Annotated in this window: 24 protein-coding genes and 1 tRNA gene; 15 read left to right on the top strand and 10 right to left on the bottom strand. The window is 67.5% G+C overall.

All coding sequences use genetic code 11. The features are described 5' to 3' along the window. Positions 1 to 143 precede the first annotated feature (143 nt). Positions 144 to 503, top strand: a complete 360-nt coding sequence (gene arsC / locus K6V06_RS18690; protein WP_222245624.1) for an arsenate reductase (glutaredoxin) — start codon at positions 144 to 146, stop codon at positions 501 to 503. Positions 504 to 608: 105 nt separating this feature from the next. On the opposite strand, the gene K6V06_RS18685 is transcribed toward arsC, so the two are convergent. The 3 genes from K6V06_RS18685 to K6V06_RS18675 form a co-directional block, all read right to left on the bottom strand. Continuing rightward, on the bottom strand, positions 609 to 842 hold the full coding sequence (locus K6V06_RS18685; protein WP_370637501.1) for a hypothetical protein: 234 nt from the start codon (positions 840 to 842) through the stop codon (positions 609 to 611). Positions 843 to 980: 138 nt separating this feature from the next. Beyond that, the gene (locus K6V06_RS18680) at positions 981 to 1,658 is read right to left on the bottom strand and encodes an exonuclease (RefSeq protein ID WP_222245623.1); all 678 of its coding nucleotides are present in this window, start codon (positions 1,656 to 1,658) and stop codon (positions 981 to 983) included. Positions 1,659 to 1,689: 31 nt separating this feature from the next. Next, positions 1,690 to 2,340, bottom strand: a complete 651-nt coding sequence (locus tag K6V06_RS18675) for an MBL fold metallo-hydrolase (RefSeq protein WP_222245622.1) — start codon at positions 2,338 to 2,340, stop codon at positions 1,690 to 1,692. Between the two features lie 433 nt (positions 2,341 to 2,773). Between K6V06_RS18675 and K6V06_RS18670 the strand changes: the two genes are divergently transcribed. Next, on the top strand, positions 2,774 to 3,445 hold the full coding sequence (locus tag K6V06_RS18670; protein ID WP_370637500.1) for a septal ring lytic transglycosylase RlpA family protein: 672 nt from the start codon (positions 2,774 to 2,776) through the stop codon (positions 3,443 to 3,445). 114 nt (positions 3,446 to 3,559) lie between these two features. Here K6V06_RS18670 and rsmI read toward each other — a convergent pair whose 3' ends face one another. Continuing rightward, on the bottom strand, positions 3,560 to 4,462 hold the full coding sequence (gene rsmI, locus K6V06_RS18665) for a 16S rRNA (cytidine(1402)-2'-O)-methyltransferase (RefSeq protein WP_222245620.1): 903 nt from the start codon (positions 4,460 to 4,462) through the stop codon (positions 3,560 to 3,562). An 18-nt stretch (positions 4,463 to 4,480) separates the two neighbouring features. Here rsmI and K6V06_RS18660 point away from each other — a divergent pair, with 18 nt between their 5' ends. The 4 genes from K6V06_RS18660 to K6V06_RS18645 all read left to right on the top strand — a co-directional run bounded on the left by K6V06_RS18660 (position 4,481) and on the right by K6V06_RS18645 (position 7,602). Further along, positions 4,481 to 4,873, top strand: a complete 393-nt coding sequence (locus K6V06_RS18660) for a YraN family protein (RefSeq protein ID WP_222245619.1) — start codon at positions 4,481 to 4,483, stop codon at positions 4,871 to 4,873. 118 nt (positions 4,874 to 4,991) lie between these two features. Beyond that, positions 4,992 to 5,930, top strand: coding sequence for a BON domain-containing protein (locus K6V06_RS18655; protein ID WP_222245618.1), 939 nt, complete (start codon positions 4,992 to 4,994; stop codon positions 5,928 to 5,930). A gap of 36 nt (positions 5,931 to 5,966) precedes the next feature. Then, positions 5,967 to 6,287, top strand: a complete 321-nt coding sequence (locus K6V06_RS18650) for a c-type cytochrome (RefSeq protein WP_222245617.1) — start codon at positions 5,967 to 5,969, stop codon at positions 6,285 to 6,287. A 10-nt stretch (positions 6,288 to 6,297) separates the two neighbouring features. Continuing rightward, positions 6,298 to 7,602: an NAD(P)/FAD-dependent oxidoreductase gene (locus tag K6V06_RS18645; RefSeq protein WP_222245616.1), complete on the top strand. Its 1,305-nt coding sequence runs from the start codon at positions 6,298 to 6,300 to the stop codon at positions 7,600 to 7,602. A 91-nt stretch (positions 7,603 to 7,693) separates the two neighbouring features. Here the strand turns inward: K6V06_RS18645 and K6V06_RS18640 are convergent, their stop codons facing one another. Both K6V06_RS18640 and K6V06_RS18635 read right to left on the bottom strand, forming a co-directional pair. Beyond that, positions 7,694 to 8,974, bottom strand: a complete 1,281-nt coding sequence (locus K6V06_RS18640; RefSeq protein ID WP_222245615.1) for a hypothetical protein — start codon at positions 8,972 to 8,974, stop codon at positions 7,694 to 7,696. Between the two features lie 166 nt (positions 8,975 to 9,140). Beyond that, entirely contained in the window at positions 9,141 to 10,703 is a 1,563-nt protein-coding gene (locus K6V06_RS18635; protein ID WP_222245614.1) for a hypothetical protein, read from the bottom strand. 305 nt (positions 10,704 to 11,008) lie between these two features. On the opposite strand from K6V06_RS18635, the gene K6V06_RS18630 reads away from it, so the two are divergent. The 9 genes from K6V06_RS18630 to K6V06_RS18590 all read left to right on the top strand — a co-directional run bounded on the left by K6V06_RS18630 (position 11,009) and on the right by K6V06_RS18590 (position 17,022). Next, positions 11,009 to 11,338 carry a c-type cytochrome gene (locus K6V06_RS18630; protein WP_222245613.1) on the top strand — a complete coding sequence of 110 codons (330 nt, stop codon included), beginning with the start codon at positions 11,009 to 11,011 and terminating at the stop codon, positions 11,336 to 11,338. Positions 11,339 to 11,469: 131 nt separating this feature from the next. Beyond that, a complete protein-coding gene (gene soxY, locus K6V06_RS18625; RefSeq protein ID WP_222245647.1) occupies positions 11,470 to 11,925 on the top strand; it encodes a thiosulfate oxidation carrier protein SoxY in 456 nt (151 codons plus the stop codon). A gap of 90 nt (positions 11,926 to 12,015) precedes the next feature. After that, entirely contained in the window at positions 12,016 to 12,327 is a 312-nt protein-coding gene (gene soxZ / locus K6V06_RS18620; protein WP_222245612.1) for a thiosulfate oxidation carrier complex protein SoxZ, read from the top strand. Positions 12,328 to 12,407: 80 nt separating this feature from the next. Beyond that, the gene (locus K6V06_RS18615; RefSeq protein ID WP_222245611.1) at positions 12,408 to 12,881 is read left to right on the top strand and encodes a DsrE family protein; all 474 of its coding nucleotides are present in this window, start codon (positions 12,408 to 12,410) and stop codon (positions 12,879 to 12,881) included. A gap of 115 nt (positions 12,882 to 12,996) precedes the next feature. After that, positions 12,997 to 13,839 (top strand): sulfur oxidation c-type cytochrome SoxA, encoded by an 843-nt coding sequence (gene soxA / locus K6V06_RS18610; protein WP_222245610.1) that lies wholly within the window; start codon positions 12,997 to 12,999, stop codon positions 13,837 to 13,839. Between the two features lie 48 nt (positions 13,840 to 13,887). Beyond that, the gene (soxX, locus tag K6V06_RS18605; RefSeq protein ID WP_370637503.1) at positions 13,888 to 14,574 is read left to right on the top strand and encodes a sulfur oxidation c-type cytochrome SoxX; all 687 of its coding nucleotides are present in this window, start codon (positions 13,888 to 13,890) and stop codon (positions 14,572 to 14,574) included. A gap of 5 nt (positions 14,575 to 14,579) precedes the next feature. Further along, on the top strand, positions 14,580 to 15,113 hold the full coding sequence (locus tag K6V06_RS18600) for a TlpA disulfide reductase family protein (RefSeq protein WP_222245608.1): 534 nt from the start codon (positions 14,580 to 14,582) through the stop codon (positions 15,111 to 15,113). Positions 15,114 to 15,152: 39 nt separating this feature from the next. Then, positions 15,153 to 16,871, top strand: a complete 1,719-nt coding sequence (gene soxB, locus K6V06_RS18595; protein ID WP_222245607.1) for a thiosulfohydrolase SoxB — start codon at positions 15,153 to 15,155, stop codon at positions 16,869 to 16,871. A gap of 75 nt (positions 16,872 to 16,946) precedes the next feature. After that, positions 16,947 to 17,022, top strand: a tRNA-Ala gene (locus K6V06_RS18590). A gap of 83 nt (positions 17,023 to 17,105) precedes the next feature. Here the strand turns inward: K6V06_RS18590 and K6V06_RS18585 are convergent. The 4 genes from K6V06_RS18585 to K6V06_RS18570 are packed head-to-tail and all read right to left on the bottom strand — an operon-like array spanning position 17,106 to position 22,932. Next, the gene (locus K6V06_RS18585; RefSeq protein ID WP_222245606.1) at positions 17,106 to 18,200 is read right to left on the bottom strand and encodes a hybrid sensor histidine kinase/response regulator; all 1,095 of its coding nucleotides are present in this window, start codon (positions 18,198 to 18,200) and stop codon (positions 17,106 to 17,108) included. A 10-nt stretch (positions 18,201 to 18,210) separates the two neighbouring features. Next, on the bottom strand, positions 18,211 to 18,804 hold the full coding sequence (locus K6V06_RS18580) for a chemotaxis protein CheB (protein WP_222245605.1): 594 nt from the start codon (positions 18,802 to 18,804) through the stop codon (positions 18,211 to 18,213). A gap of 25 nt (positions 18,805 to 18,829) precedes the next feature. Continuing rightward, positions 18,830 to 19,693 (bottom strand): protein-glutamate O-methyltransferase CheR, encoded by an 864-nt coding sequence (locus K6V06_RS18575; RefSeq protein WP_222245604.1) that lies wholly within the window; start codon positions 19,691 to 19,693, stop codon positions 18,830 to 18,832. Continuing rightward, the gene (locus tag K6V06_RS18570; RefSeq protein ID WP_222245603.1) at positions 19,675 to 22,932 is read right to left on the bottom strand and encodes a response regulator; all 3,258 of its coding nucleotides are present in this window, start codon (positions 22,930 to 22,932) and stop codon (positions 19,675 to 19,677) included. Before K6V06_RS18570 ends, K6V06_RS18575 begins: the two co-directional genes overlap by 19 nt. Between the last annotated feature and the right edge of the window lie 103 nt (positions 22,933 to 23,035).

The following is a 23,035-nucleotide window of genomic DNA, read 5'->3' as shown; positions in this document are numbered from 1 at the left end:
CAGCGGATCAGGGCTGGGAACGGGGAGGGAACGGAGGACGGCGGGAAAGCCCCTGCACACGGCCGGCATCCCGGCGAGGGCGACCCGCAGCTTGTATAGTGCGTCCTCGACAACGCCTTGCCGTGTACCGGAGCCACAGTACCATGATCACGATCTATCACAATCCTCGCTGCTCGAAATCCCGGGAGACACTCGCGCTGGTCGAAGCGGCGGCGCAGCAGCTGGGCGAACCCGTGGAGATCGTGGAGTATCTGAAGACGCCGCCGGCGGTATCGGTGCTGCGTCAGCTGCATGCGTTGCTCGGCTTGCCGGTCAGGGAAATGGTGCGCAGCAACGAGGCGATTTACAGCGAACTGGGCCTCGACGATGCCGGCCTGACGGACGCCGAATTGCTCGCCGCGGTGGCCGATCACCCCATTCTGCTGCAGCGGCCCATCGTTGTGCGCAAGCAACGAGCGGCAATCGGCCGTCCCCCGGAAAACGTCGCTGCGCTCTTCGACTGAGCGCCGCGTCGCAGCGGCGCACGGCCCGGCGTACCGTGGAAATGACACCGGCCTCCCGAAGGAGGCCGGCCGGCAGGGAGGCGAAGTTGCTTCAGGCGGGTCGTCCTAGCGGACACCCAGCCAGTGCATGGCCTCCTGGCCGAAAGCGATGACAGCCAGCACGATCAGCAGCAAGACGAGCGTACCGGTACTTGCATAGAGCGTGGCCTTTGCAATCTCGGCGTCCTCGTCGCCGGAGTGGGCTGCCGGCGTGTCCAGGCGCATCGGATGCGCGTCCACGCCACTACTGCGGTGCAGCCGGCCGGCGAGATGGCGCAGGTCGGAATCCATTCGCATCATCGACACCTCCTCCAGAGACCCGGCATGTTCGTCGGGATCCCGCGCCGGCTCTCGCCCCGGTGTGGGATGCATGCCAGTGCCTTGACTATAGGCGACGCGACGGCTGCGCAACCCGGCCGCAAGGGGAAAAGCACGCCGCTAGGGTTTGTCCCGGGGTCCGCCATTGCCGGTGTCCTGCTCGTCGCCGGCCATGTCGCGGTCTACCGCGGGCACTGCGGCCCGCTTCAACAGCGCTTCCCTTTCACGCAGTGCAGCAAGCATGTTGCAGAACAGCGCACCCTGTTCCATCGCGTCGTCGAGCGCGACGTGGGTATGGGGAAGCGGGTCCTTCCAGGCATCGGGGAACGCGGCCTTCACGGTGCGTCGATAGCGCAACCCGGTCAGCGAGAACCCCAGCGTCTTCATGTCCAGCGCCGCCCAGCCGAAGGGCGAGCGGCCGGCGAAGCGCATCATGTACCAGAACATCCAGGTGAAATCGAAGCCGGCGGGAAAGGCGACGAAAACGGGTTTGCCTGGCAGCGCTTCCACCCATTCGACATAGCGGACCATCGCGTCTTCCGGCCGCTGCAGGTCGCGCCGGCACGCTTCCCAGGCCTCGGGTTCGGTACGCCACCATTTCATCTGCACCGGATGGCCGACCGCGCCCGGAAGGGTTTCGAGATTGGCCGAGAAGGTGCCCAGCACGGTCTTGTCCGGCAGCATCGCGACGGAGGCGAACGACAGCATCGAATGCGGACCGGGAATCGGCCCATCCGCTTCCACGTCGGTGCTGACGTAGATTTCGGGGCGGGTATCTGGCGCTTGTTGCTTTGGCATCCGGTCTCCTCGTAGGCGCCCCGGCGGACGATCAGGCGGGGCTTTCGATATGGTCGCCGACGAACGGATTGGTTCGCCGTTCCTGTCCGAAGGTGGAAACGGGCCCGTGTCCCGGCACGAACGTCACATCGTCCCCCAGCGGCCAGAGCCGGGTACGAATCGAGCGCAACAGTGCCGCGTGGTCGCCACGCGGAAAGTCGGTGCGCCCGATCGAGCCGGCGAAGAGCACATCGCCGACCAGCGCGAGGCGTGCCGATGGCGAGAAGAAGATGACGTGCCCGGGCGTGTGCCCCGGGCAATGGCGCACTTCGAGCGTTTCGTTGCCGAACCGGACCGTATCGCCGTCGTCCAGCCAGCGGTCCGGCTCGAACGGCGTCGCGTGGCCGAAGCCGAAGCGCTGCGTCTGCTCGGCCAGCTGGTCCAGCCAGAAGCGTTCTTCGACGTGCGGCCCCTCGATCGGCACACCGTGCCGGCGGGCCAGCTCGGCGGCCCCGGCGCAGTGATCGAGATGACCGTGCGTGAGGAGAATTTTCTCCAGCGTGACATCCTGCTTCTTCAACTGGGCCTCGATGCGGTCCAGGTCGCCGCCGGGGTCGCATACCGCTGCGCGGCCGGTCGCTTCATCGATCAGTAGCGAGCAGTTCTGTTGGAAAGGCGTGACGGGAATCAGCAGGACTTGCATGGTGGCGAAATGTGCTCGATCGGGGGCTCGCGGGTCGCGCGACATGTCGAGACATTGTAACGAGGCCGCCGGGGACCGTCGCATAGGGACAACGTTGCGGCCCGCCAATGTGCGGGATCCGACATGAATACGGGACCGAGGCAAATTTCCCTCAATCGCCGCCAGCCCTTGTATAGAAAGGGATTGCCGGGAATTGGCAGCGGATTGCAGACATTTCGTAACAAAATGGCTTCGGGAAGGCACAAAATCGCTCGGCATCGCAGTGTAAACTCGCGCGATGCGATGGCAAACACAAACCCTCCCGCTGGCGCGGCGAGCGGCCAGACTCGGGCTGCAAGCCGCCAGTGCGCTGGTGCTGGCAGCCTGTGCGCTAACGCCGACTGACGATAGCGGCGCGCCGACCGATTCCGCTGCAAGCCCTGTTGCGCAATCGATGCCGGCAACCAAAGGCAAGCAAAGCTCGCGCCAGAACCCTCCCTCCCTCGATGCGGCGGCCAACGCCCCGCACAGCGGGGATTCCACCGATACGCCGCGCGTCAGCGGTTCCTGGAGCCTGTTCGGACTCGAGGACGATCAAGACGCACCCGCTACCCGCCGCAACTCCCTGGAAGGTCTGCGTGCCGATATCGGTACCTTCGAGCAGCGCGGCGAGGCCTCCTGGTACGGCAAGCAGTTCCACGGCCGCAAGACCGCCAACGGCGAGCGCTTCGACATGGGCGCGATGACCGCCGCTCACCCGACCCTGCCGCTCGACAGCTGGGTGTTGGTGCGCAATTTGCGCAACGACAAGGTCGCGGTACTGCGAATCAACGACCGCGGTCCGTACCATGGCAACCGGGTGCTCGACGTCTCGTATCGCGCCGCCAAGCATCTCGGTTTCGTGCAACGCGGATCGACCAAGGTCGAGATCCGGCGCCTGTCCCGCACGGAGCTGGCCGCGCTGGGGCCGATGCGTGAGCCCGGCGTTGCCGACGATCTGACCGACGGCGGCGGCGACGGCAGCAGCGATGCCGCCACTGGCGCCGACGCGCGGGCCAGTGAAGGCAAGAGCAAGCGGGTCGCACGAAAGACCCGCAAGACTTCGGCAAAGCGCGCCGTCAATTGAGTCCGGCTGCGCCACCAGGGATCGTTTCCGATGCGGGTGGCGTCCTGTCCTGTGCCGCTTCGATCGGCGCTCTTTCTGGCCAGGGGCCACTGCCGACGGCCAGTGCCTTCCGCCTCAGTCCGCCGCGCGCCGCTCCAGGGCGAGCGCATACAGCGCCCCGGTGTCCCCGCCAGTAATCGCGGCGGCCAGCTTCGCCGCCCGCTTGGCAGGCAATTCCGCCAGCAGCAACTCCAGTACTCGGATCGCCTCCGGCGCGAGCGACGCCTCGCCGTTTCCCCGATCGCTGGCCGCGCCCTCCACCACGAGCACGAACTCGCCTTTGCTGTGCGCCGCGTCCGCCGCGAGCCAGGCCGGCGCCTCGCCCACCGTCATGGTGATTGCCTCTTCGAACAGCTTGGTCAGCTCGCGTCCGATCAGTATCCGGCGCTGTGCGGGCAACTGGGCCGCCAACGCGCCGATCGTATCCGCGATGCGGTGCGGGGCCTCATAGAGAACCCATGCGTGGTCCAACCCCGCCAGCGCAACGATCGCTTCGGTGCGGGCCTTCGCGCGCGTGGGCAAGAAGCCGGCGAAGGTAAAGCGGCCGTCGCCGGTCTGCAGCATCTCGCCCGCCACCGACAGTGCCGTCACCACGGCGCTCGGTCCCGGCAGCGGCACCACACGATGACCGGCTGCCCGCGCCGCCTCCACGAGCGCCGCGCCCGGATCGGAAATCCCCGGCGTCCCCGCGTCCGACACGTAGGCGATGCGTTCGCCGGCCGCCAGTCTGGCGACGACGCGCTGCGCCGCTTCGCGTTCATTGTGTTCATGCACCGCGAGCAGCGGCCGGTGCAGGCCGAGCCGGGACAGCAGCTGGCCGGTGTTCCGGGTGTCCTCGCACGCAACCGCGTCGGCCATGCCCAGCACGTGCAACGCGCGCAGCGTCAGGTCCGCCACGTTGCCGATCGGCGTGGCGACGACGTAGAGCGTACCGGTTGGGTAAGACTGGCCGGCTGCCAGCGAAATCCAGTCAGTCATGGGTGAGAACTTCCGTTGATGCGACCTTTCAAAACGACGACCCATGCGGCCGCGCGTGCTCGCGGCGAGCAGGCGGAGAACCGCGCGCTCGCTTATCTGCAACGGCAGGGCCTGGCGCTGGTGGTGCGCAATTATCGCTGCAAAGGCGGCGAACTGGATCTGGTCATGCGCGCGCCAGACGGCACGCTGGTGTTCGTCGAGGTGCGGGCGCGCTCCAGCGACCGTTTCGGCGGCGCCGCAGCGAGCATCACGGCGAGCAAGCGCCAGCGTATTCTGCAGGCAGCGAATCATTACCTGGCCACGCTGGACCGTCCGCCGCGATGCCGTCTCGATGTGGTGGCGATCGGCCCGGGCGGACTGCAGTGGCTGCCCGATGCATTCGGCAGTGGCAGTCCCGACGAGGCAGCGTGACGTGCCGCCCCGGCTGCTGCGTGGGTCATAATGCGCGCTGAGGCCGCACCGGCTGCGATCGCAGCCGGCGGCGCATCGGCTCGTCCCACACTGCTACACCGCTTCGACCAAGGAACGCATGAACACTTCGCCCGCTTCGCGCGATGCGCAACCGTCGGCGCCGGCCCACTCCCGCGCCGGCCGCGCCGCCTCTCGTCGTCTCCTCTCGCTGGCCCGCATCACCAGCACCGCCGCGCTGATGCTGGTTGCCACCACCCAATTGACCGGATGCTTTCCGGTCATCGCCGGCGCGATGGCTGGCGGCGTCGCCAGTGCCACCGACCGCCGGCCCACGGGTACCCAGGCGATCGACCGCGGCCTGCAACTGGAAGCGGAAAATACGCTGCGCACGCGTTATGACGGCGCCGCGCGAGTCAATGTCACCGTCTTCAACCGCAAGGTGCTGCTGACCGGCGAAGTGAAGGACGCCAATACGAAGCAGCAGATCGACCAGTACGTGCGCGGCTTGCAGAATGCCCGCGAGGTAATCAACGAACTCGAGGTGAAGTCCTCGCCGAGCTTCGGCGAGCAGAGCCAGGACGCCTATATCACCAGCAAGGTAAAGACGCTGTTGATGGCGACCGAAGGAGTGCCGTCCAATTCGATCAAGGTGACTACCGAGCGCGGTGCCGTCTATCTGATGGGCGTGGTCACGCCGATCGAAGGCGAGCGCGCCACCGAGCAGACCCGCACCGTCAGCGGCGTCACCAAGGTCGTCAAGGCATTCGACTACGTCAACGAAGCCGAGCGGGCCCGTCTCGATGCCGCGGCAAGCTCGCAGAATGCGCCGCCGGGCGACAACGTCGAAGGCATCGCCACCGGCCTGCAGTCCGGCGGCACCAGCGCGGCGCCGACCACGGTGACCAGCGGTTCGGGCTCCGCTGTCGGCGGCACCTTGCCGGCCACCGGGGCGCCCGCCACCGGCGCAAGCACCGCGCCTGGCGTGACGGTCTCGCCGGCGCCGGTCGAAGCCAGTCCCGCGCCGATGGCGCTGCCGCCGGGCCGCAATCTTCCCTGACCGGCAGTGCGCGCCGAACCGTCTCGAGGAGCCACCATGTCCTGGTCGACCCTGCCGTTGACAGCGGCAATTGCGTTGCTTGCGGCAATGCCGTCACTGGCATCGGCCCAGCCCGACAACGTGCAGCGCGTGCGCGACTGGGCCGCGTCATGCTCGGCGTGCCATGGGCCGGCGGGCCGTGCGCCGGCCAACAGTCCGGTCCCGGGGCTCGCCGGCCGCCCGCAGGCGGACCTGGTCGCGCAGATGCAGGCGTTCAAGGCAGGCACCCGGCCGGCAACGGTAATGCATCAGATCGCCAAGGGCTATACCGACGAACAGATCGCTGCCATCGCGGCGTGGTTCGCCGCCGTCAAATAAGGGTGGGCGCATGCAACGACGACAGTTTCTGGGCGCCGCGGCGGCGCTCGGCACGAGCGCCCTCGGCGCACTCTCGCTGACCGGCTGCGCCGGCGCCACAGCGGGCAATCCCAGGGGCGGCGGCAAGGCCGCCGCGAAGGTGGTGGTCATCGGCGGCGGCTATGGCGGTGCCACCGCGGCGCGCTATCTGCGCGAATGGAGCGGCAATACCATCGACGTGACGCTGGTCGAGGCCAATCCCGTCTTCATCTCGTGCCCGCTGTCCAACCTGGTGCTGGCGGGATCGAAACGCATCGACGACCTGACGCTCAGCTATGACGCGCTGGCGTCGCGCCATGGCGTCAAGGTGTTGCGCGACACGGCGTCGGCCATCGACGCCGAGCGGCGTCTGGTCCGGCTCGCCAGCGGCGCCTCGCTTCCGTACGACCGCCTGGTGCTGTCGCCCGGCGTCGACTTCCTGCCTGACGACGTACCGGGGCTCGCCCGTCCCGGCGGCGACCGGATCCTGCATGCATGGAAGGCCGGTGCGCAAACCGTCGCGCTGCGCCGGCAACTGGAGGCGATGCCGGACGGCGGCGTCTATGCGCTGACCGTGCCGCTGGCGCCGTATCGTTGCCCGCCTGGTCCCTACGAGCGCGCCTGTCTGGTGGCCGATTATTTCCGCCGGGCCAAGCCGCGCAGCAAGGTGCTGGTCCTCGATGCCAATCCCGATGTCACGTCGAAAGGGGCGCTGTTCAAGCAAGTTTGGAACACGCGGTACAAGGGCATGATCGAGTACCGCCCGCAGTACCGGACGGTCGATGTCGACCCAGCCACGCGCACGCTGAAGTTCGAGATCCAGGACGACGAGCGGGTCGATGTCGCCAATGTCGTCCCCACCCAGCGCGCTGGCGCGATTGCCGTTTCAACCGGACTCGCAACCGCAAACGGCCGCTGGTGCGAAGTGGATTTCCTGAGCTTCGAGTCGCTCGCCGTGCCCAACATTCACGTGATTGGGGACGCCATCCAGATCGCACCGCTGATGCCCAAGTCCGGCCATATGGCGAACCAGCATGGCAAGGTGGTGGCATCCGCGCTGGTCGCCCTGCTGTCGGGCCGCCAACCGAATCCGGAACCGTTGTACAACAACACCTGTTACAGCTTCACCTCCGAGCAGGAGGCCATCCACGTGGCCAGCGTGCACCGCTACGACCCGCAGAAGAAGACGATGGTGACGGTGCCCGGCTCGGGAGGCTTGTCCGCCGAGCCGAACGCGCTGGAAGGCGCCTATGCACAGGCGTGGGCCAACACCATCTGGACCGATGCGCTTGGGTAGCGCAGGAACCGGCGATGAGAAGACGAAAGGCACCGGCGGCGCAGAGGCGTCCCCGGTGCCTTTTGTCCGCTACCTATCTTGGTTCAGCGGATCATTGCGGCACGTCGGCGATCTCCAGTTCCGGAAGAAAGCGGGACAGCGCGTCGAATGCAATGACCTCGTGATAGCGCTCATGTGCGCGGACAAGGTTGGTGCGGCATTCGTAGCTGCACAGCGCGAAGGGGACCGTCATGGGGACGACATCGGAATCCGTGCCGCCGCCCGCCAACCCCAGCAGGGTCGGCAAGTCGACTTCCACCAACTTCCGGAACTTGCTCAGCGGTTCGCCATCCACCTTTGCAAAGCCGGGCGGGAGCGCATCCCCGACTCCGTCGGCAATATTGTGGACCAGACGGCTCGGCAACCCTTCGTCCTTAAGCATGGCTCTTATGGCCGTCCCTCCATCCCATGCCGGGAAGGCCGCCAGCTTCAACGCCTCCTCGAGGGTCGAGACCTTGCTGAAAAGCACTCGGCGCAGATGCTTGCAGTCCGCGAATAGCCGTTTCCTGTCTTCTCCTGGGTCATCGAAGAATGGCTTCAAGGCAGCTAGCGCCGCTTCGAGCGACTCGTCTTTGCAGGTCTCGATGAGCGCGCGCTGCAATAGCAGCGTCATCTCGGGGCCTTGGCCGAGCAGGTGTTTGATACCGGGCTTCTCGTCCTTCCCGGCCGGATCGCAGGTTCGGGCAAGCTCGAGGAGGTCGACCACGTTGCTGCAGAGGTTGACCACATGCAAGAGTCGCTCGGAATCGTCCCAGACCATGTCGGCGACCAGGGGGAGCTGAAGCTTTTCGAGAACGGCCGCGCGACACTCCGGTTTCCCTTCCGCACAGGCTTGGTCGACCTCCTGCATCGCCTGCCTTTGCCGCGCCAGTTTGTCGAACCGCGTCTTTATTGCTTCCTGCTCCGGCCCTGACCCCTCTGCTGGGCGGGTGCACAGGTTGCCCATGTCCTGTTCCAGCCGCATGTACGCGCTCGCTTGCCGCTCGCTCAGGGGAACGACGTCCTTGAACGGGATCGACCGTCTGAAGATCCAGTCGAACAGTCTCTGCAGAAGGCTCCGCTTTGTATCGATGACGATCACGTTGTACGCAGGGACGCTCTTCCCGGCGGTCGCCGAATCCGCGGCAGAATCGGTACTTGCTCCATCCGCCGGCGCTGCAAGGATCCCTGCAGTGAAGACCGGGCCATCCGTCCGGTACTCCAGATGGGCCTCCCGAAGGTCGCCGAACCGGATCGACCCTTTCCTCGTGAAATAGAGTTGGTCGCTGGCTCCGGCGCCAATCGTCGGTCTGAAATCGGCAAATTTGTTGACTGGTGTTTCAACGTAGGGCATTTCGTACTCACCTCACAAAGTGAACGCGCAGGAAGCGGCGTCCGTCAATTTCAGGTGCGCACTGTATTGCCCCGCTGCAGTGCCGGTCGATCACGCCTGCCATGTCGCTTTAGGTTTTGCGATAAGACCCCGGACCGGTGTGCGTGCACGGCAGGCGCTGCATCGCTCAGATCTGCAAGGCGTCATGCAGGACGTCAAGCAATTCGACGACACGCTGGCGCTCGGGATGGCTCATGCACAGGGCTTCCAGGGCCGGGTCGGGGCGCAGGCTGGCGGCGCGCCTGCAGATGGTCTTCACGATCTGCTCGATATCCGGCGTCTGCCACAGCAGCGCCATGGCGGGGCGGCATGGCGGCGGCGGAAACCGCAGCAGCCGCGCGATCTGCTCCTCCCCATAGGGCGGCGGCAGGCCGTGCGCGAGACCGGCGAGCGATAGCGCCGTGTCGTGCAGGAAGATGTTTGCCCGGCGCGGACAGCCCTCTGTGGCGGACAGCAGGGCATTGAGGTCCTCGCCGATGGACTGCACGACACGCTTACGCGCATCTCCAGCCAGCAGCGCATCCAGCGTGGCTCCGTAGGCGCCGGCCGCGAGGACGGCGGCGAGCCGGGTCGCATCCCGGTAGCCCAGTACCAGGGGCCTCGCGGCGGCGGTAAGCTGGTCCAGCAGCTCGCGCCGGATCGCCGGAACGCTGCCGTCGGTCGGCGCGATGCCGATGTCTGTCCGCTGGAGAAGAGTTGCGGCGGCGGTCGCCGAGTCGCAGGCGCTGATGCCTTCTCGCAGGCAGCGCGAGAGGTGCGCGGTGGTGAGCCGGTCCTCCAGTACGGCGGACAGCGCTGCCGAATCGAGCCGCGCATTCCGAATCATTCTGGCGTCGGCCCGCAGCTGGTGTATCCGGCCGTCGCTGCAGTCGTCTCCTGGCACGGTGGCCTTCGACGCGTGCGCAACCTTCCACCGGCCGAACAGTTCGCACCAATCGTCGATATCCCGGCACGCCAGCATCGCGGCGCGCCGCAACGCCGGTCGATAGCGCAGCATCGCGGCCAGATCGCGCTCGGTCAGGGCGGGCCGAAGGGCGGCGATCCCCGCGCCGTTCACACCGGCGTCCGAGGTCAGCTGCAAGAGCCAGGCCTCTCCCTTGTCCGGCTCGCCGTTGGCGATCGCTGCCGCGGCTTCGAGCGCCAGCGCGGAGGGCGGCAGGACTGCAGCGACGGGAGCCGGAGCCCTCGGTTGGCCGGTCGCTTGATGCTGCTCAGGGGCGGGCGGGGAGGCGGGCGGTGAAGCGGGCGGTGAGGCGGTCGGGGAGGGCGCGGCGGCGCCCTCGGACGTGGGCGCCGCAGCCATTGCAGGGACGGCACGCCGTGATGCCGCGAATATCCGCTCAATGCGCAGGCAGTCCTCCTTCTGCCGGCGAGTCAGGCGCACCCTGCCGCCCCAGCGTATCCCTTGCAGCAGACCGAACAGCTTGTCCCGCAGCCCGCGCCGCGCCTGCTCGGCAGGTTCCAGCTTCCCGCAGACCACCGCCAGTGCACCGGTCCGGTCCCGGGAATAGACGATATGACCGTGCCACCGTCCCAGTCGCACCGCGCCCGGGGACGTCAGGAGCGTGCCCGGCGCAGTGTTCCGTGAACAGACCGGCCCCAGCAGCGGCTGCGTCTCGCCGCTGGTGTTGGAGGCGGCCGGTGTGGTGGCGCCAGCGATGGGCAAAAAAGCGAGGGTCGTATGGAACATGGGGGGCCGTACAGTGCGATCACCGGGCGATGCTAGTCACCCGCCCCCGTGAACCCACTGCCGGCTACCCTGAACTTTCGTTTCCTGACTTCAAGTGAGGTCCGGATCATCGCGCGGCCCCCACTCTGCGGCGCACGCCTGTTTCAGATATGGATATCCATGTCATGGCACGATGGATAGTTGAGGCAAAATAGCGTATTGGCCGCCGTCAGATCGGTGGCCAACTTCGTGCCGCGCGGTCTGCCGGTGTCGCCGGGCGCGGTCGTTGCCGTCCCCACGGCCATTCAGTCGGAGAAAAGTGAACAATGAAGCAGTTCGTGATCGCGGCGTTGATGCTCGCCGGTGCGGCCTCGGCGCACGCGGCAGTCGACGCGGCCAAGGCGCAGCAGATTGCCAACCAGAATGCCTGCATGGGCTGCCATCAGGTGGAGCGCAAGCTGGTCGGCCCCTCCTACAAGGACGTGGCGGCCAAGTACAAGAGCGACAAGAACGCGATGGCCTACCTGAGCAAGAAGGTCAAGGGCGGCGGCGCGGGCGTCTGGGGTCCGGTGCCGATGCCGGCCAATCCGAATATCAGCGACGCCGATCTGAAGACGGTGATCGACTGGATCCTGGCCGGCGCTCCGGCCAAGTAACACCGACATTGCGGTCCGGCACCGTGCCGGGCCGCGCTTGCAGGCCGGGCGGCAATGCATCGCCCGGTGCCGCGCGACTGGCGCGCGGCTGACGAGAATACCGCGGGGCGGGTAGAGCTCAGGAGTAAATGATGACAATCACAAGACGAGAAATGCTGCGCATGAGCGCCGTCGTGTCGCTGATGGCGGCGGCCGGCCTGATCGGCGAGGCGCAGGCGGCCGAGTGGAACAAGGCCGCGTTCGAGGGGAAGAGCGTCGATGACGTGATCAAGGCGCTCGGCGGCAATGCCGCCGAGAAGAGCGGGGCGATCACCTTTACCGCGCCGGACATTGCCGAGAACGGCGCGGTCGTGCCGGTGGCGGTGACCAGCAACCTGCCCGACACGGAGCAGATCGCGATCCTGGTCGAAAAGAACCCCAATACGCTGGCAGCGGATTTCGTGATCCCGGCCGGCACCGAACCCTTCGTCTCGACGCGGGTGAAGATGGGCCAGACCTCGGTGGTGCACGCTGCCGTCAAGTCCGGGGGCAAGTGGTATCTCGCCTCCAAGGAAATCAAGGTCACGTTGGGCGGCTGCGGCGGCTGAACCCCGGGGCCCGTGGCTCCGGACCGCCAGCAGGATGCGCCCGCAATCCGGGCATCCGCCCTTTCTGCCCCATCGCAACAGGAGAACCTCATGGCAGACCCGATGCGCGTACGCGCCACCGAGAATGGTGGCGTGGTCGACGTCAAGATTCTGATGAAGCACGACATGGAAACCGGCCAGCGCAAGGACGCGAACGGCAAGACGGTGCCCGCCTGGCATATCCAGACGGTGGTGGCCCAGTGCAAGGGCAAGGACGTCTTCCAGGCCAACTTCGGCCCGGCGGTGTCCAAGGATCCGTTCCTGAATTTCAAGTTCAAGGGCGGTGCGAAGGGCGACAAGGTCACCGTCACCTGGATCGACAACCGCGGCGACAAGCGAACCGACGAAGCGACCATCGCCTGAGTCCGGCTCCGATCTCGTGCAGCAACGGCCCCCGCGGCCGGCAATGACCCCGCGCATGCGGGGCCCAAGGAAGCAACATCATGCGTAGAGCATTTTTCGCGAAGGCTGCAGCCGCATTGGCCGCCGTTGGGCTGGGCAGCCGAGCCGCCGCCCAGGGCAGCCCCCAGCCGGGCACCGCGGCGCAGGGCCAGTCGCGCCGCCAGGTTCGCGTGGTGTACCAGCTCTCGGAGGGCATCGACCAGGCCGTGCGTGCGATGGGCAATCTGCGCAATCACCTCGCCGGCGCGCCGGGCACGAAGATCGTGGTGGTGGCCCTGGGTTACGGCGTCGACTTCCTCGTGGAAGGCGCGCGGGATTCGCGCGGCAACACCTTCGATGCGCCGGTGGGCGCGCTCGCCAGCATGGGCGTGGAGTTTCGCGTCTGCCGCAACACGCTGACGGCGCGGCGGATCGCCGAGGACAAGCTGCTGCTGGAGACGAAGATCGTGCAGGCTGGCGTGGTCGAGATCGCGCGTCTGCAATTCGACGAAGGCTACGCCTATATCAAGCCGTAGCCGGATGCCCGCCTGCACGACGCAGGACGGGCATCCCCGCAATGACACTGCCGATAACGAGGCGGTGTGACAACAACAGCGGCCCGATCCCCCGACGAGGCCGCAGGAGAAATCGATGAAAGCGAACCGACTGCGATTCCGCGGCGTGGCCATGGCCGCGGCCGGCGTGGCGGCTGTCGCTGCAGTGGTGGGCGTGTCCGCCGTGCAGGCCCAGGATCAGTCGAGCACCGCCGACGAGATCGCCAAGTATCGCCAGATGCTGGCCGACGGCAATCCCGCCGAACTGTGGGAAGCCGCTGGCGAGGAAATGTGGAAGAAGCCGGGCGGTCCGAAGAACGCGTCGCTCGAGCAATGCGACCTGGGCAAGGGTCCGGGCGTGGTGAAGGGCGCGTATGCCGAACTGCCGCGCTATTTCGCCGACGCCGGCAAGGTGATGGACCTGGAGCAGCGGCTGGCCTGGTGCCGCGTCAAGCTGCAGGGTCTGACCGAGGCCGAGGCGGTGGCGACGCCGTTCTCCTCCAGCGGCAAGCGCTCCGACATCGAGCGGCTGGTTGCCTATGTCACCGGACAGTCGCGCGGCATGCCGGTCAACGTCTCGCTGTCGCATCCGGAAGAGAAGCGCGTGTATGCCCTCGGGCAGACCATGTTCTTCTATCGCGGCGGCGCCTACGACTTTGCCTGCGCCACCTGCCACGCCGTCGACGGCCAGCGCATCCGGCTGCAGGAGCTGCCCAACCTGCTAAAGAGCGACGGCGCACGCGCGGCCTATACCACCTGGCCCGGCTACCGTGTCTCGCAGGGCGAAGTCCGCACGATGCAGCACCGCATCTACGACTGCCTGCGCCAGCAGCGCTTCCCCGAGCCTGCCTATGGTTCGGATGTGATCACCGCGCTGACGATGTTCCTCGCGCGCAATGCCAATGGCGGGACCTATGACGGTCCGAATCTGAAGCGCTGAGCGGGGAGAATCGTCATGACACAGAATATTTCGTCGCGCCGGCAGGCGATGCACGGCGCCGTTCTGGCAGCTGTGATGACCGCCGGCGCAGCCCTGCCGTCGCTCGCCGCGGCGGAAACCGCCGCGCAAGCCGCCAAGGGCAAGCCGGCCCGTCAGGCCGATGCACGCAAGGTGGCGTTGCCCGAGATCAGCGACGTGGACATGAAGCGCCTGATCGCGAACTCGTTCACCTCGAAAGGGCCGGCCACGATCCAGGGGGTGATCGAGCGCGACCAGATGCAGACGCTTTGCAGCGAATACCCTGATCGCAGCCGGGTGCCGGAGAAGGTCGCCCGCCAGATCGAGGCGGCCGAGCAGAAGAACATCCGCTATCCGGAAGACGGCCGCTGGCTGGGCGACTGGAAGGCGGGCGAGCAGGTCGCGCAGAACGGCCGCGGCATGCAGTTCTCGGACAAGGTCGGCGGCACCAACGGCGGCAATTGCTATGCGTGCCACCAGATGACCAAGGCCGAAATCTCGTTCGGCAATATCGGGCCCTCCCTGTACCAGTACGGCAAGCTGCGCGGCAACTCCGAGGCGGTGCTGCGCTACACCTGGGGCAAGATCTGGGACTCCAGCGCGTTCGCCGCCTGCTCCAACATGCCCCGCTTCGGCCACAAGGGCATCCTCACCGAGCAGCAGATCCGCGACGTGATGGCGTTGCTGCTGGATCCGGCCTCGCCGGTCAACCAGTAAGCGGCATGGCGCACGTGCTGCCGTGGTCCGCCAAGGGCGGCTCGCCGCTGCGGCGCGCACTGGCGGGGACTGCCCTTGCCCTCGCCCTCGCCCTCGCCGCATCGGCGGGCGCCGCTGCGGAAGTGGGCGACACCGTGCGCCTGCCGGCGGTGCAGCTGCTTGACGGCCGCACCCTGCCGGCCGGCCACTGGAGCGGCAAGCCAGTGGTCGTGCAACTGTGGGCGTCGTGGTGTCCGTTCTGCGCGCTGCAAAACCCCCGGCTGCAGAGGCTGTACGACCGCACGCGCGGCACGCCGCTGCAGGTGCTGACGATCAGCATCGACAAGTCGCCCGACGACGCGACGGCTTATCTGCGCCAACGCGGCTACACCTTCCCGGCGACGATGGACTCGCCCGCGCTGCGCGCGGCACTGGGCGCCCGCAAGGGCCTGCCCGAACTCTATGTCATCGACGCTGACGGCAAGGTGGTGCAGAAGGAAGTCGGCGAGACGCTGGAGGAGGATGTGGCCGGGCTGGAGCGCTACGCCCGGCCTCGCTGAAGCGCCGCCTCCGCGCGGCGGCCAGCAAAGGAAAACCAGATGAATCGACGTGAGTTCCTGCAGGTACTGGCGGTCGCGGGAGCGGCCGGCATGGCCTTTCCGCAGCGCGAGGCCGCAGCCGCAAAGGCTGCCGGTCGCCTGTACGACGTGCCACGTTTCGGCAACGTGCACCTGCTGCATTTCACCGATTGTCATGCGCAACTGCTGCCGGTCCGGTTTCGCGAGCCGAGCGTCAACCTGGGCATCGGCCCGTACGCCGGCAAGCCGCCGCACCTGGTCGGCGACGCGCTGCTGCGCCACTATGGTATCGCGCGCGGCAGCGCCGAGGCGCACGCCTTCACCTACCTGGATTTTGACGCCGCCGCGCGCCGCTACGGACGGGTTGGCGGCTTTGCCCACCTCGCCACGCTGGTCAAACGGCTGAAGGCGGACCGCCCCGGCGCGCTGCTGCTGGACGGCGGCGACACCTGGCAGGGATCGGCCACCGCACTGTGGACCAAGGGCCAGGACATGGTCGACGCGGCGCTGGCGCTGGGCGTCGACGTGATGACGCCGCATTGGGAGATGACCCTGGGCGCCGAGCGCGTGCGCGAGATCGTCGAACGCGACTTCAAGGGCAAGGTCGCATTCCTCGCCCAGAACGTGCGTACCCGGGACTTCGAAGACCCGGTCTTCGAGCCCTACATCCTGCGCGAAATGAACGGCGTGCCGGTGGCCATCATCGGCCAGGCCTTCCCCTATACGCCGATCGCCAACCCTGCCTACTTCGTGCCGGACTGGACCTTCGGCATCCAGGAGGAGAACCTGCAGCGCCTCATCGACGAGGCGCGCGGCAAGGGCGCGCAGGCGGTGGTACTGCTGTCGCACAACGGCATGGACGTCGACCTGAAGCTCGCCTCGCGCGTGCGCGGGCTCGATGCCATCCTCGGCGGCCATACGCACGATGGCGTGCCGGCGCCAGTACAGGTCAGCAATGCGGGCGGCACCACGCTGGTCACCAACGCCGGCTCCAACGGCAAGTTCCTCGGCGTGCTCGACTTCGACGTGCGCAACGGCAAGGTCGTGGACTTCCGCTACCGGCTGCTGCCGGTGTTCTCCGATTTCCTGCCGCCCGACCCCGAGATGCTGGCGCTGATCGGCAAGGTGCGCGCCCCCTACGAGCGGCAGCTGGGCGAAGTGCTGGCGATCAACCGGGAACTGCTGTACCGGCGCGGCAACTTCAATGGTACCTTCGACCAGCTGATCCTCGATGCGCTGATGGACGTGCAGGACGCCGAGATCGCCTTCTCGCCCGGCTTCCGCTGGGGCACCACCCTGCTGCCCGGCGAGGGCATCACCATGGAGCGGCTGATGGACCAGACCGCCATCACCTATCCGTACACCACGGTGACGCCGATGCGCGGCGACATGCTGAAAACGGTGCTGGAGGACGTGGCCGACAATCTGTTCAATCCGGACCCGTATTACCAGCAGGGCGGCGACATGGTTCGCGTCGGCGGGCTGCAATACACCATCGCCCCCAATGCGCCCATGGGCCAGCGTATCGGCGCGATGACGCTGAACGGCCGCGCCATCGAGGCCGGCAAGACTTACAAGGTCGCCGGGTGGGCCCCGGTTTCCGAGCAGGCCCGGCAGGCGGGCGGCCCGCCGGTGTGGGACGTGGTCGCGGGCTGGCTGCGCGAGCAGAAGGAGGTTGCGGCCCGTCCGCTGAACACGCCGACGGTGGTGGGAGTCGGGCGGAACCCCGGAATGGCGTGACGCGGCGGTCCCGCCACAGGAAGGTCGTGGACCGCTTGAAACTTCCCGGGAATCCCGGCTAAAATCTCACGCTACGGGCCGATAGCTCAGCTGGGAGAGCGCTGCGTTCGCAATGCAGAGGTCGGGAGTTCGATCCTCCTTCGGTCCACCAGGTATCTTCAAACACCGCACCGCGTCTTGATGGCGCCGTGCGGTGTTTTGCTATTGCGGTCCGCTGGCGTCCGGATCCTCGGATTACCCTGCTGCCCGCGGCACCCACACCGTGAACACGGTCCCTGTCGCCTCCGTCGACACTACCCGAATATCCCCGCCGTGCAGCATCGCCAGCTCCCTGGCGATATACAGCCCCAGGCCGAGCCCCTCCGATTCCGCGGCGGACCTCCCGGAGCGGAATGCATCGAACAGATGCGGCAGGACCTCGGCCGGAATCACGCCGCCGTTGCGCACGGTGACCGTGATCCGTTTGGGGTCGGTGCCGTCGACGTGCACGCGCACCGGCTCGTCGGGGTCGCCGTGCTGCATGGCGTTGCCCACGAGATTGGCGACTACCTGGGACAGCAGCCCGGGATCGACCACCGCGCTGGTGTCGCCGGCGCATTCCAGGATCAGCCGGCCTCGTCCGTAGCGGCTTTCGTGTTCATCGACGATGGCGGCGCACAGGGCCTGCAGGTCTTCGCGCTGCATGCTGGGTTGCATGCGGCCGCCGTGCAGGCGGGCGACGTCGAGCAACTGGTCGACCATCCGTACCATCCGCGTGCCGCTGCGGCGAATGCGCTCGAGCACCGGCGCGGTCTTGTCGTTGCTGCCGAAGCGTTCGAGGAAGGAGGTAGACGCGAGGATCGCCGACAGCGGGGAGCGCAGGTCGTGCGCCAGCACGGCCATCAGCATTTCGTTGGACTTGAGCAGCCGCTGGCTGGTGGCGAGCTGTTCGGCCAGCTGCTGCTTCTGCCGGGCGAGCTGGACAAAGACGTCGACCTTGGCCGAGAGGATGTCGGCGTCCAGCGGCTTGTAGAGGAAGTCCACCGCGCCGGTGGCGTAGCCCTTGAAGGTGCGCTGGGTATCGTAGCCGGCCGCGGTCAGGAACAGGATGGGGATATGCCGCGTGCGGACGCTGCCGCGCATCAGTTCGGCCAGTTCGAAGCCGTCCATGCCGGGCATGTTGACGTCGAGGATGGCCAGCCCGAAATCGTGGTCCAGCAGCAGTTCCAGCGCCTGCTGTCCCGAGTTGGCGTGCACCAGTTCGACATCCGGACGCGCCAGGACCGCGTCCAGCGCCGCCAGGTTGCTGGCGATGTCGTCGACGGTGAGTATTTTTATCGGTTGGGACATGGCAGCGATTTCATTGGACGGCGAGCCGCAGGCGGCTGCCGATTGCTTCGATGGTCAGAACTTCGTCGACCGCGCCGCGCGCGATCGCCTGGGCCGGCATGATGTCGGCGGCCGCTGTGTCGGGCGCCTGCACCCACGCGCGCCCCCCGGCGGCGCGGATGACTTCGAGGCCGCGCGCGCCGTCGTCGTTGGCGCCGCTGAGCAGGATGCCAAGCAGCCGGTCGCGCCAGACGTAGGCGGCCGATTCGAACAGCACGTCGATCGACGGCCGGGAGAATCGCTCCGGCGGATCGACCGACAGTGCGAGCCGCGTCCCGTTCGGATCGCGCTCGACCAGCAGGTGGTAGTCGGGCGGTGCCAGGTAAAGATGGCCGGGACCCACCGGCATCTTGTCCTCGGCCTCGCGCACGGTCAGTGCGCAGCGCCGCCCAAACAGCTCGGGCAGCAGACTGGGCGTGTCGGGCCGCAGATGCAGCACGACGATCAGCGGCGGATGGAAGGCCGCCGGCAGCATGGGAAGCAGCCGGTTCAGGGCCTCGATGCCCCCCGCGGACGCGCCGACCACCACGGCCTCGGGGATGGGGCCGCCTTCGTACTCGAGCATGCTGATTGCCTGTCCCATCTTGCGCCTACCGTTTGCGATAGAGGCGGTCCGCGGCGACGACCGGCTCGAATGCCTCGGCGTGGCTGCTGAACTGCAGGGTTTCCTTGCTGCCAAGACCGAGAAAGCCGTGGCGTACCAGGGCGTCGCGGAACAGGCCGAGGGCGCGGTCCTGCAGGCCCCGGTCGAAGTAGATCAGCACATTGCGGCAGGATATCAGTTGCGCCTCCTGGAACACGCTGTCGGTGGCCAGGCTATGGTCGGCGAAGACGGCGCGCGTGATCAGGCTGGCGTCGAACTTGGCCTTGCCATAGGCGGCGTGATAGTAGTCGCCCAGCGAGTGCCGCCCCCCGGCAGCCAGATAGTTGCGGTTGAAGCCGCGCACGCGGCCGACGTCGTAGACGCCCGCGCGCGCCTCGGCCAGCGCCGCCGGGTTGATGTCGGTGGCGTAGAACGTGGTGCGCTCGTGCAGGCCTTCCTCGGCGAACAGGATGGCGAGCGACCACAGTTCCTCGCCGCTGCTGCAGCCGGCGACCCAGACCTTCAGCGAGGGGTAGGTCTTCAGCACCGGCGCGACCTGTTCGCGGATGGCGCGGAAGTACGAGGGGTCGCGGAACATCTCGCTGACCTGCACCGTCAGGTACTGGAACATCCGCGTGAACAGCGCCGGGTCGCGGAACATGCGGTCCTGCAGCTGCGACAGCGTCTCGAAGCCGAAGTCGCGCAGCGCCTGCGACAGGCGCCGGCGCAGCGAGGCACGCGAGTAGCCACGGAAGTCGTGCTGGTACTTGCGATAGATGCCCTCGAGCAGCAACTCCAGCTCGATCTCGAAGTTGTCGCTCTCGGCCGGCGGTGCCGGGGCGGCAGGCGGGATCACCGAGCGTGCAGCCATACGCGGCAGAGCGAGAGCAGCTTGTCGATGTCGATGGGCTTGGCGATGTAGTCATTGGCGCCGGCCAGCAGGCACGCCTCGCGGTCCGACGACATGGCCTTGGCGGTCAGCGCGATGATCGGCAGGCTGGTGTGGCGGCTGTCCTGGCGGATATGGCGCATCGCGGTCAGGCCGTCCATCTCGGGCATCATGATGTCCATCAGCACGAGGTCGATGTCATCGCGCCCATCGAGGGTGTCCAGCGCCTGCTTGCCGTTGCGTGCGATCTCGACACGGGCGCCCAGCGGCTCCAGCACCTTGGACAGCGCGAAGATATTCCGTGCATCGTCCTCGACCAGCAGCAGCGTGCGGCCGTCGAAGGCGTCGTCGCGGCTGCGCACCGCGCGCAGCATGCGCTGATGCTCCGGCGGCAGCGCGGATTCGACGCTGTGCAGGAACAGGGTGACTTCGTCGAGCAGCCGCTCGGGCGAGCGCGCTCCCTTGATGATGATGGACTTCGAGTAGCGCCGCAGCCGCTGCTCGTCGTCGGCCGACAGTTGGCGGCCGGTGTAGACGATCACCGGCGGCATCGAGTACGCCGAGTCGGCCGCCATCTTTTCCAGCAGGTCGTGGCCGGAGCCGTCGGGCAGCGCCAGGTCCATCACCACGCAATCGAACGGGCCGGTTTCGAGCTCCTTGATGGCGCGGGCGATGGAGTCGGCGGTGACGATCTCGATGTCCAGCGATTGCAGCAGCGCGCGGATGCTCTCGCGCAGCGTGGCGTCGTCCTCGATCACCAGCACCCGGCGCATGCCGCGTGCCATGCGCGCTTCCAGTTCGCGCATCACGCCGGCAAGGTCGTCGCGGCCGCTGGGCTTGAGCGTGTAGCCGATCGCGCCGCGATGCAGCGCGGCCTCGGCATGGTCGCTGATCGAAATCAGGTGCGTCGGGATGTGGCGGGTGGCCGGGTCGCGCTTGAGCCAGTCCAGCAGCGTCAGGCCCGAGTGGTCCGGCAGCGCGACGTCGAGCAGGATGCCGCAGGGCTGGTGCTCGCGTGCCAGCTCCAGACCCTGTTGGGCGGTGGTGGCGTGGATGCAGTCGAAGTCCAGTTCATGCGCGAGGTCGTAGAGGATGCCGGCAAAGGCCAGGTCGTCCTCGATCACCAGGATCAGCCGGTTGCCGCGCGTGCGGTGGTCGCGGTCGTCCTCGATATGGTGCGGCGCCAGGCTGGCGCCGCCAGCGGGGTGGATGGCACTGCCGCGTGCTCCGGTGTCGGTGCCCGGCGCGCTGACGGGGGCCGGCGCTGGCGAGGTCCCGTGCGCACTGGCAACCGGGGCGCTGTCGCGCAACACGTGGCGTTGTCCCGCCTGTGCGGCGACTGCGTCGAGCGGCGGCAGGTCGAGCGCTACCGCTTCCGGTACGGAGCGAGGCGCCGAGGGCAAGGCGGGGGCGGTGGCCGGCGCGCGCGCGGGCGCCGTGGGGCCGACGAAGGAGAGCGGCAGCGTCAGCGTGAAGGTGCTGCCGATGCCCGGTTCGCTGGCGACCGACAGCGAGCCGTTCAGCAGGCCGGCCAGCTGGCGCGAGATGGACAGACCCAGGCCGGTGCCGCCGTAACGCCGGCTGGTGGTACCGTCGGCCTGCTGGAAGGCCTCGAAGATGATCTCCTGCTTCTCCTTCGGGATGCCGATGCCGGTGTCGCGGACTTCGAAGCGCACGCCGTCCTTGCCATGCGCGGCGACGGTCAGCGTGACCTCGCCGCGCTCGGTGAACTTGAAGGCGTTGGACAGCAGGTTGCGCAGGATCTGCTGCAGCCGCATCGGATCGGTCACCATGCCGGCCGGCGTGCCGGGGGCGCGCTCGGTGCGGAACTTGACGTTCTTCTGCGCGGAGACTGGCGCGAACGCTTCGCGCATTGCATGTTCCAGCGCGTCGAACTCGACCTGCTCCGGCTGCACCTCGACGTGTCCGGCCTCGATCTTGGACAGGTCCAGGATGTCGTTGATCAGGTTCAGCAGGTCGGTATTGGCCGAGTGGATGGTGGAGGCGTACCGGATCTGCTCCGGCGTCATGTTGCCTTCCTTGTTCTCCTGCAGCAGCTTGGCCAGGATCAGCGCGCTGTTCAGCGGCGTGCGCAGCTCGTGCGACATGTTGGCCAGGAATTCGGACTTGTACTGGCTGGCCCGCTCCAGCGCCCGCGCGCCGGCGGACAATTCGGCCTGGTACTTGAGCAGGTCGCGCTTCTGCGCTTCCAGCAGCTGGGTATGCTCCTCCAGCTGGATATTGGTCTGCTCCATCTCGGCCTGCTGGGTTTCGAGCCGCGCCTGCGATTCCATCAGGGCCCGGCCGCGCTCCTCGAGCTCCTCGTTGGAGACGCGCAGCTCCTCCTGCTGGACCTGCAGCTCCTCGGCCTGACGCTGGGTCTCGGCAAGCAGCGCTTCCAGCCGCGCGCGGTGCGTCGCCGCGGTCAGCGCCATGCCGGTGGCTTCGCCGACCCGCGCGAGCAGTTCCAGCAGGTCCTCCAGCGGCCGATGCACGGTGGTGAAGCCCAGTTCCACCACCGCGACGGGATCGCCATCGCTGGTCAGCGGCGCAGCCAGCACGGCGTGCGGCACGCCGCTGCCGAGTCCCGAGCCGATGCGCAGGTAATGCTGGTCCAGCCCCTCGGCGGTGACGCTGCGGTTCTCGGCGAAGGCTTGTCCGGCCAGGGTCTGGCCCGGCGCGAGCGTTTCCGGGGTGTCCGGCGGCAGGGCCCAGCCAGCAGCGCGCTTGAGCTGGCCGCCTTGATGCAGATAGAGGACGGCTGCCTGTGCACCGCAAACATTGACCAGCGCCCGCAGCATCGCGCTGCCGACCTCTTCCGCGGTGGGTTTGCCGCGCGTCTCCTGCACGATGCGGACGTGGCTCTCGTTGAGCCAGACGAAGCGGCGCATCTGCAGCTGGGCTACGACATAGCGGTAGACCGCGCCGCCGAGGAACCACATGACCACCAGCCCGAACACGCGATTCAGGATGGCCACGTCGGCCGCGACGCCGGGCGGGGACACGAAGTAGCCGACGACGATCAGCACGGTACTCGCGCCAGTGGTCCAGAGCGCCGCCACCGGCTTGTCGATGAAGACGCAAAGGCAGATCGGGATCAGATAGAAGATCCATCCCGCCAGGCCCAGCGGCGTGATGGCGTCCACGACCAGCAGGGCGCCAAGCAGGAGGGGGACGAACAGGGTTCGCAGCAGGTCGCTGCGCGGCAGGTTTTGGGGCATAGAGGCCGGGTGAGAGGGGAATCTGGGCGCCGGCGCAGGACGCTGCCCCGGGGCCGCGCGTAACGCCCGATGCTAGCAAAGGAATGCTGTCAGAAAAATCAGA

It is taken from the genome of Cupriavidus sp. AU9028 (assembly GCF_019795295.1).
Classification (GTDB): domain Bacteria; phylum Pseudomonadota; class Gammaproteobacteria; order Burkholderiales; family Burkholderiaceae; genus Cupriavidus.
This window is presented reverse-complemented; position numbering and strand designations above follow the sequence as displayed.

What these genes read in the sequence shown, in the direction of transcription:
- K6V06_RS18580 (WP_222245605.1), bottom strand. Translation starts at nt 18,804, where the DNA reads ATGCTCGAGTACGAAGGCGGCCCCATCCCCGAGGCCGTGGTGGTCGGC.
- K6V06_RS18635 (WP_222245614.1), bottom strand. Translation starts at nt 10,703, where the DNA reads ATGTTCCATACGACCCTCGCTTTTTTGCCCATCGCTGGCGCCACCACA.
- K6V06_RS18660 (WP_222245619.1), top strand. Translation starts at nt 4,481, where the DNA reads ATGCGACCTTTCAAAACGACGACCCATGCGGCCGCGCGTGCTCGCGGC.
- rsmI (WP_222245620.1), bottom strand. Translation starts at nt 4,462, where the DNA reads ATGACTGACTGGATTTCGCTGGCAGCCGGCCAGTCTTACCCAACCGGT.
- soxA (WP_222245610.1), top strand. Translation starts at nt 12,997, where the DNA reads ATGAAAGCGAACCGACTGCGATTCCGCGGCGTGGCCATGGCCGCGGCC.
- K6V06_RS18675 (WP_222245622.1), bottom strand. Translation starts at nt 2,340, where the DNA reads ATGCAAGTCCTGCTGATTCCCGTCACGCCTTTCCAACAGAACTGCTCG.
- arsC (WP_222245624.1), top strand. Translation starts at nt 144, where the DNA reads ATGATCACGATCTATCACAATCCTCGCTGCTCGAAATCCCGGGAGACA.
- soxB (WP_222245607.1), top strand. Translation starts at nt 15,153, where the DNA reads ATGAATCGACGTGAGTTCCTGCAGGTACTGGCGGTCGCGGGAGCGGCC.
- K6V06_RS18640 (WP_222245615.1), bottom strand. Translation starts at nt 8,974, where the DNA reads ATGCCCTACGTTGAAACACCAGTCAACAAATTTGCCGATTTCAGACCG.
- K6V06_RS18685 (WP_370637501.1), bottom strand. Translation starts at nt 842, where the DNA reads ATGATGCGAATGGATTCCGACCTGCGCCATCTCGCCGGCCGGCTGCAC.
- K6V06_RS18585 (WP_222245606.1), bottom strand. Translation starts at nt 18,200, where the DNA reads ATGTCCCAACCGATAAAAATACTCACCGTCGACGACATCGCCAGCAAC.
- soxZ (WP_222245612.1), top strand. Translation starts at nt 12,016, where the DNA reads ATGGCAGACCCGATGCGCGTACGCGCCACCGAGAATGGTGGCGTGGTC.
- soxX (WP_370637503.1), top strand. Translation starts at nt 13,888, where the DNA reads ATGCACGGCGCCGTTCTGGCAGCTGTGATGACCGCCGGCGCAGCCCTG.
- K6V06_RS18650 (WP_222245617.1), top strand. Translation starts at nt 5,967, where the DNA reads ATGTCCTGGTCGACCCTGCCGTTGACAGCGGCAATTGCGTTGCTTGCG.
- K6V06_RS18570 (WP_222245603.1), bottom strand. Translation starts at nt 22,932, where the DNA reads ATGCCCCAAAACCTGCCGCGCAGCGACCTGCTGCGAACCCTGTTCGTC.
- K6V06_RS18645 (WP_222245616.1), top strand. Translation starts at nt 6,298, where the DNA reads ATGCAACGACGACAGTTTCTGGGCGCCGCGGCGGCGCTCGGCACGAGC.
- K6V06_RS18655 (WP_222245618.1), top strand. Translation starts at nt 4,992, where the DNA reads ATGAACACTTCGCCCGCTTCGCGCGATGCGCAACCGTCGGCGCCGGCC.
- soxY (WP_222245647.1), top strand. Translation starts at nt 11,470, where the DNA reads ATGACAATCACAAGACGAGAAATGCTGCGCATGAGCGCCGTCGTGTCG.
- K6V06_RS18615 (WP_222245611.1), top strand. Translation starts at nt 12,408, where the DNA reads ATGCGTAGAGCATTTTTCGCGAAGGCTGCAGCCGCATTGGCCGCCGTT.
- K6V06_RS18680 (WP_222245623.1), bottom strand. Translation starts at nt 1,658, where the DNA reads ATGCCAAAGCAACAAGCGCCAGATACCCGCCCCGAAATCTACGTCAGC.
- K6V06_RS18575 (WP_222245604.1), bottom strand. Translation starts at nt 19,693, where the DNA reads ATGGCTGCACGCTCGGTGATCCCGCCTGCCGCCCCGGCACCGCCGGCC.
- K6V06_RS18630 (WP_222245613.1), top strand. Translation starts at nt 11,009, where the DNA reads ATGAAGCAGTTCGTGATCGCGGCGTTGATGCTCGCCGGTGCGGCCTCG.
- K6V06_RS18670 (WP_370637500.1), top strand. Translation starts at nt 2,774, where the DNA reads ATGCCGGCAACCAAAGGCAAGCAAAGCTCGCGCCAGAACCCTCCCTCC.
- K6V06_RS18600 (WP_222245608.1), top strand. Translation starts at nt 14,580, where the DNA reads ATGGCGCACGTGCTGCCGTGGTCCGCCAAGGGCGGCTCGCCGCTGCGG.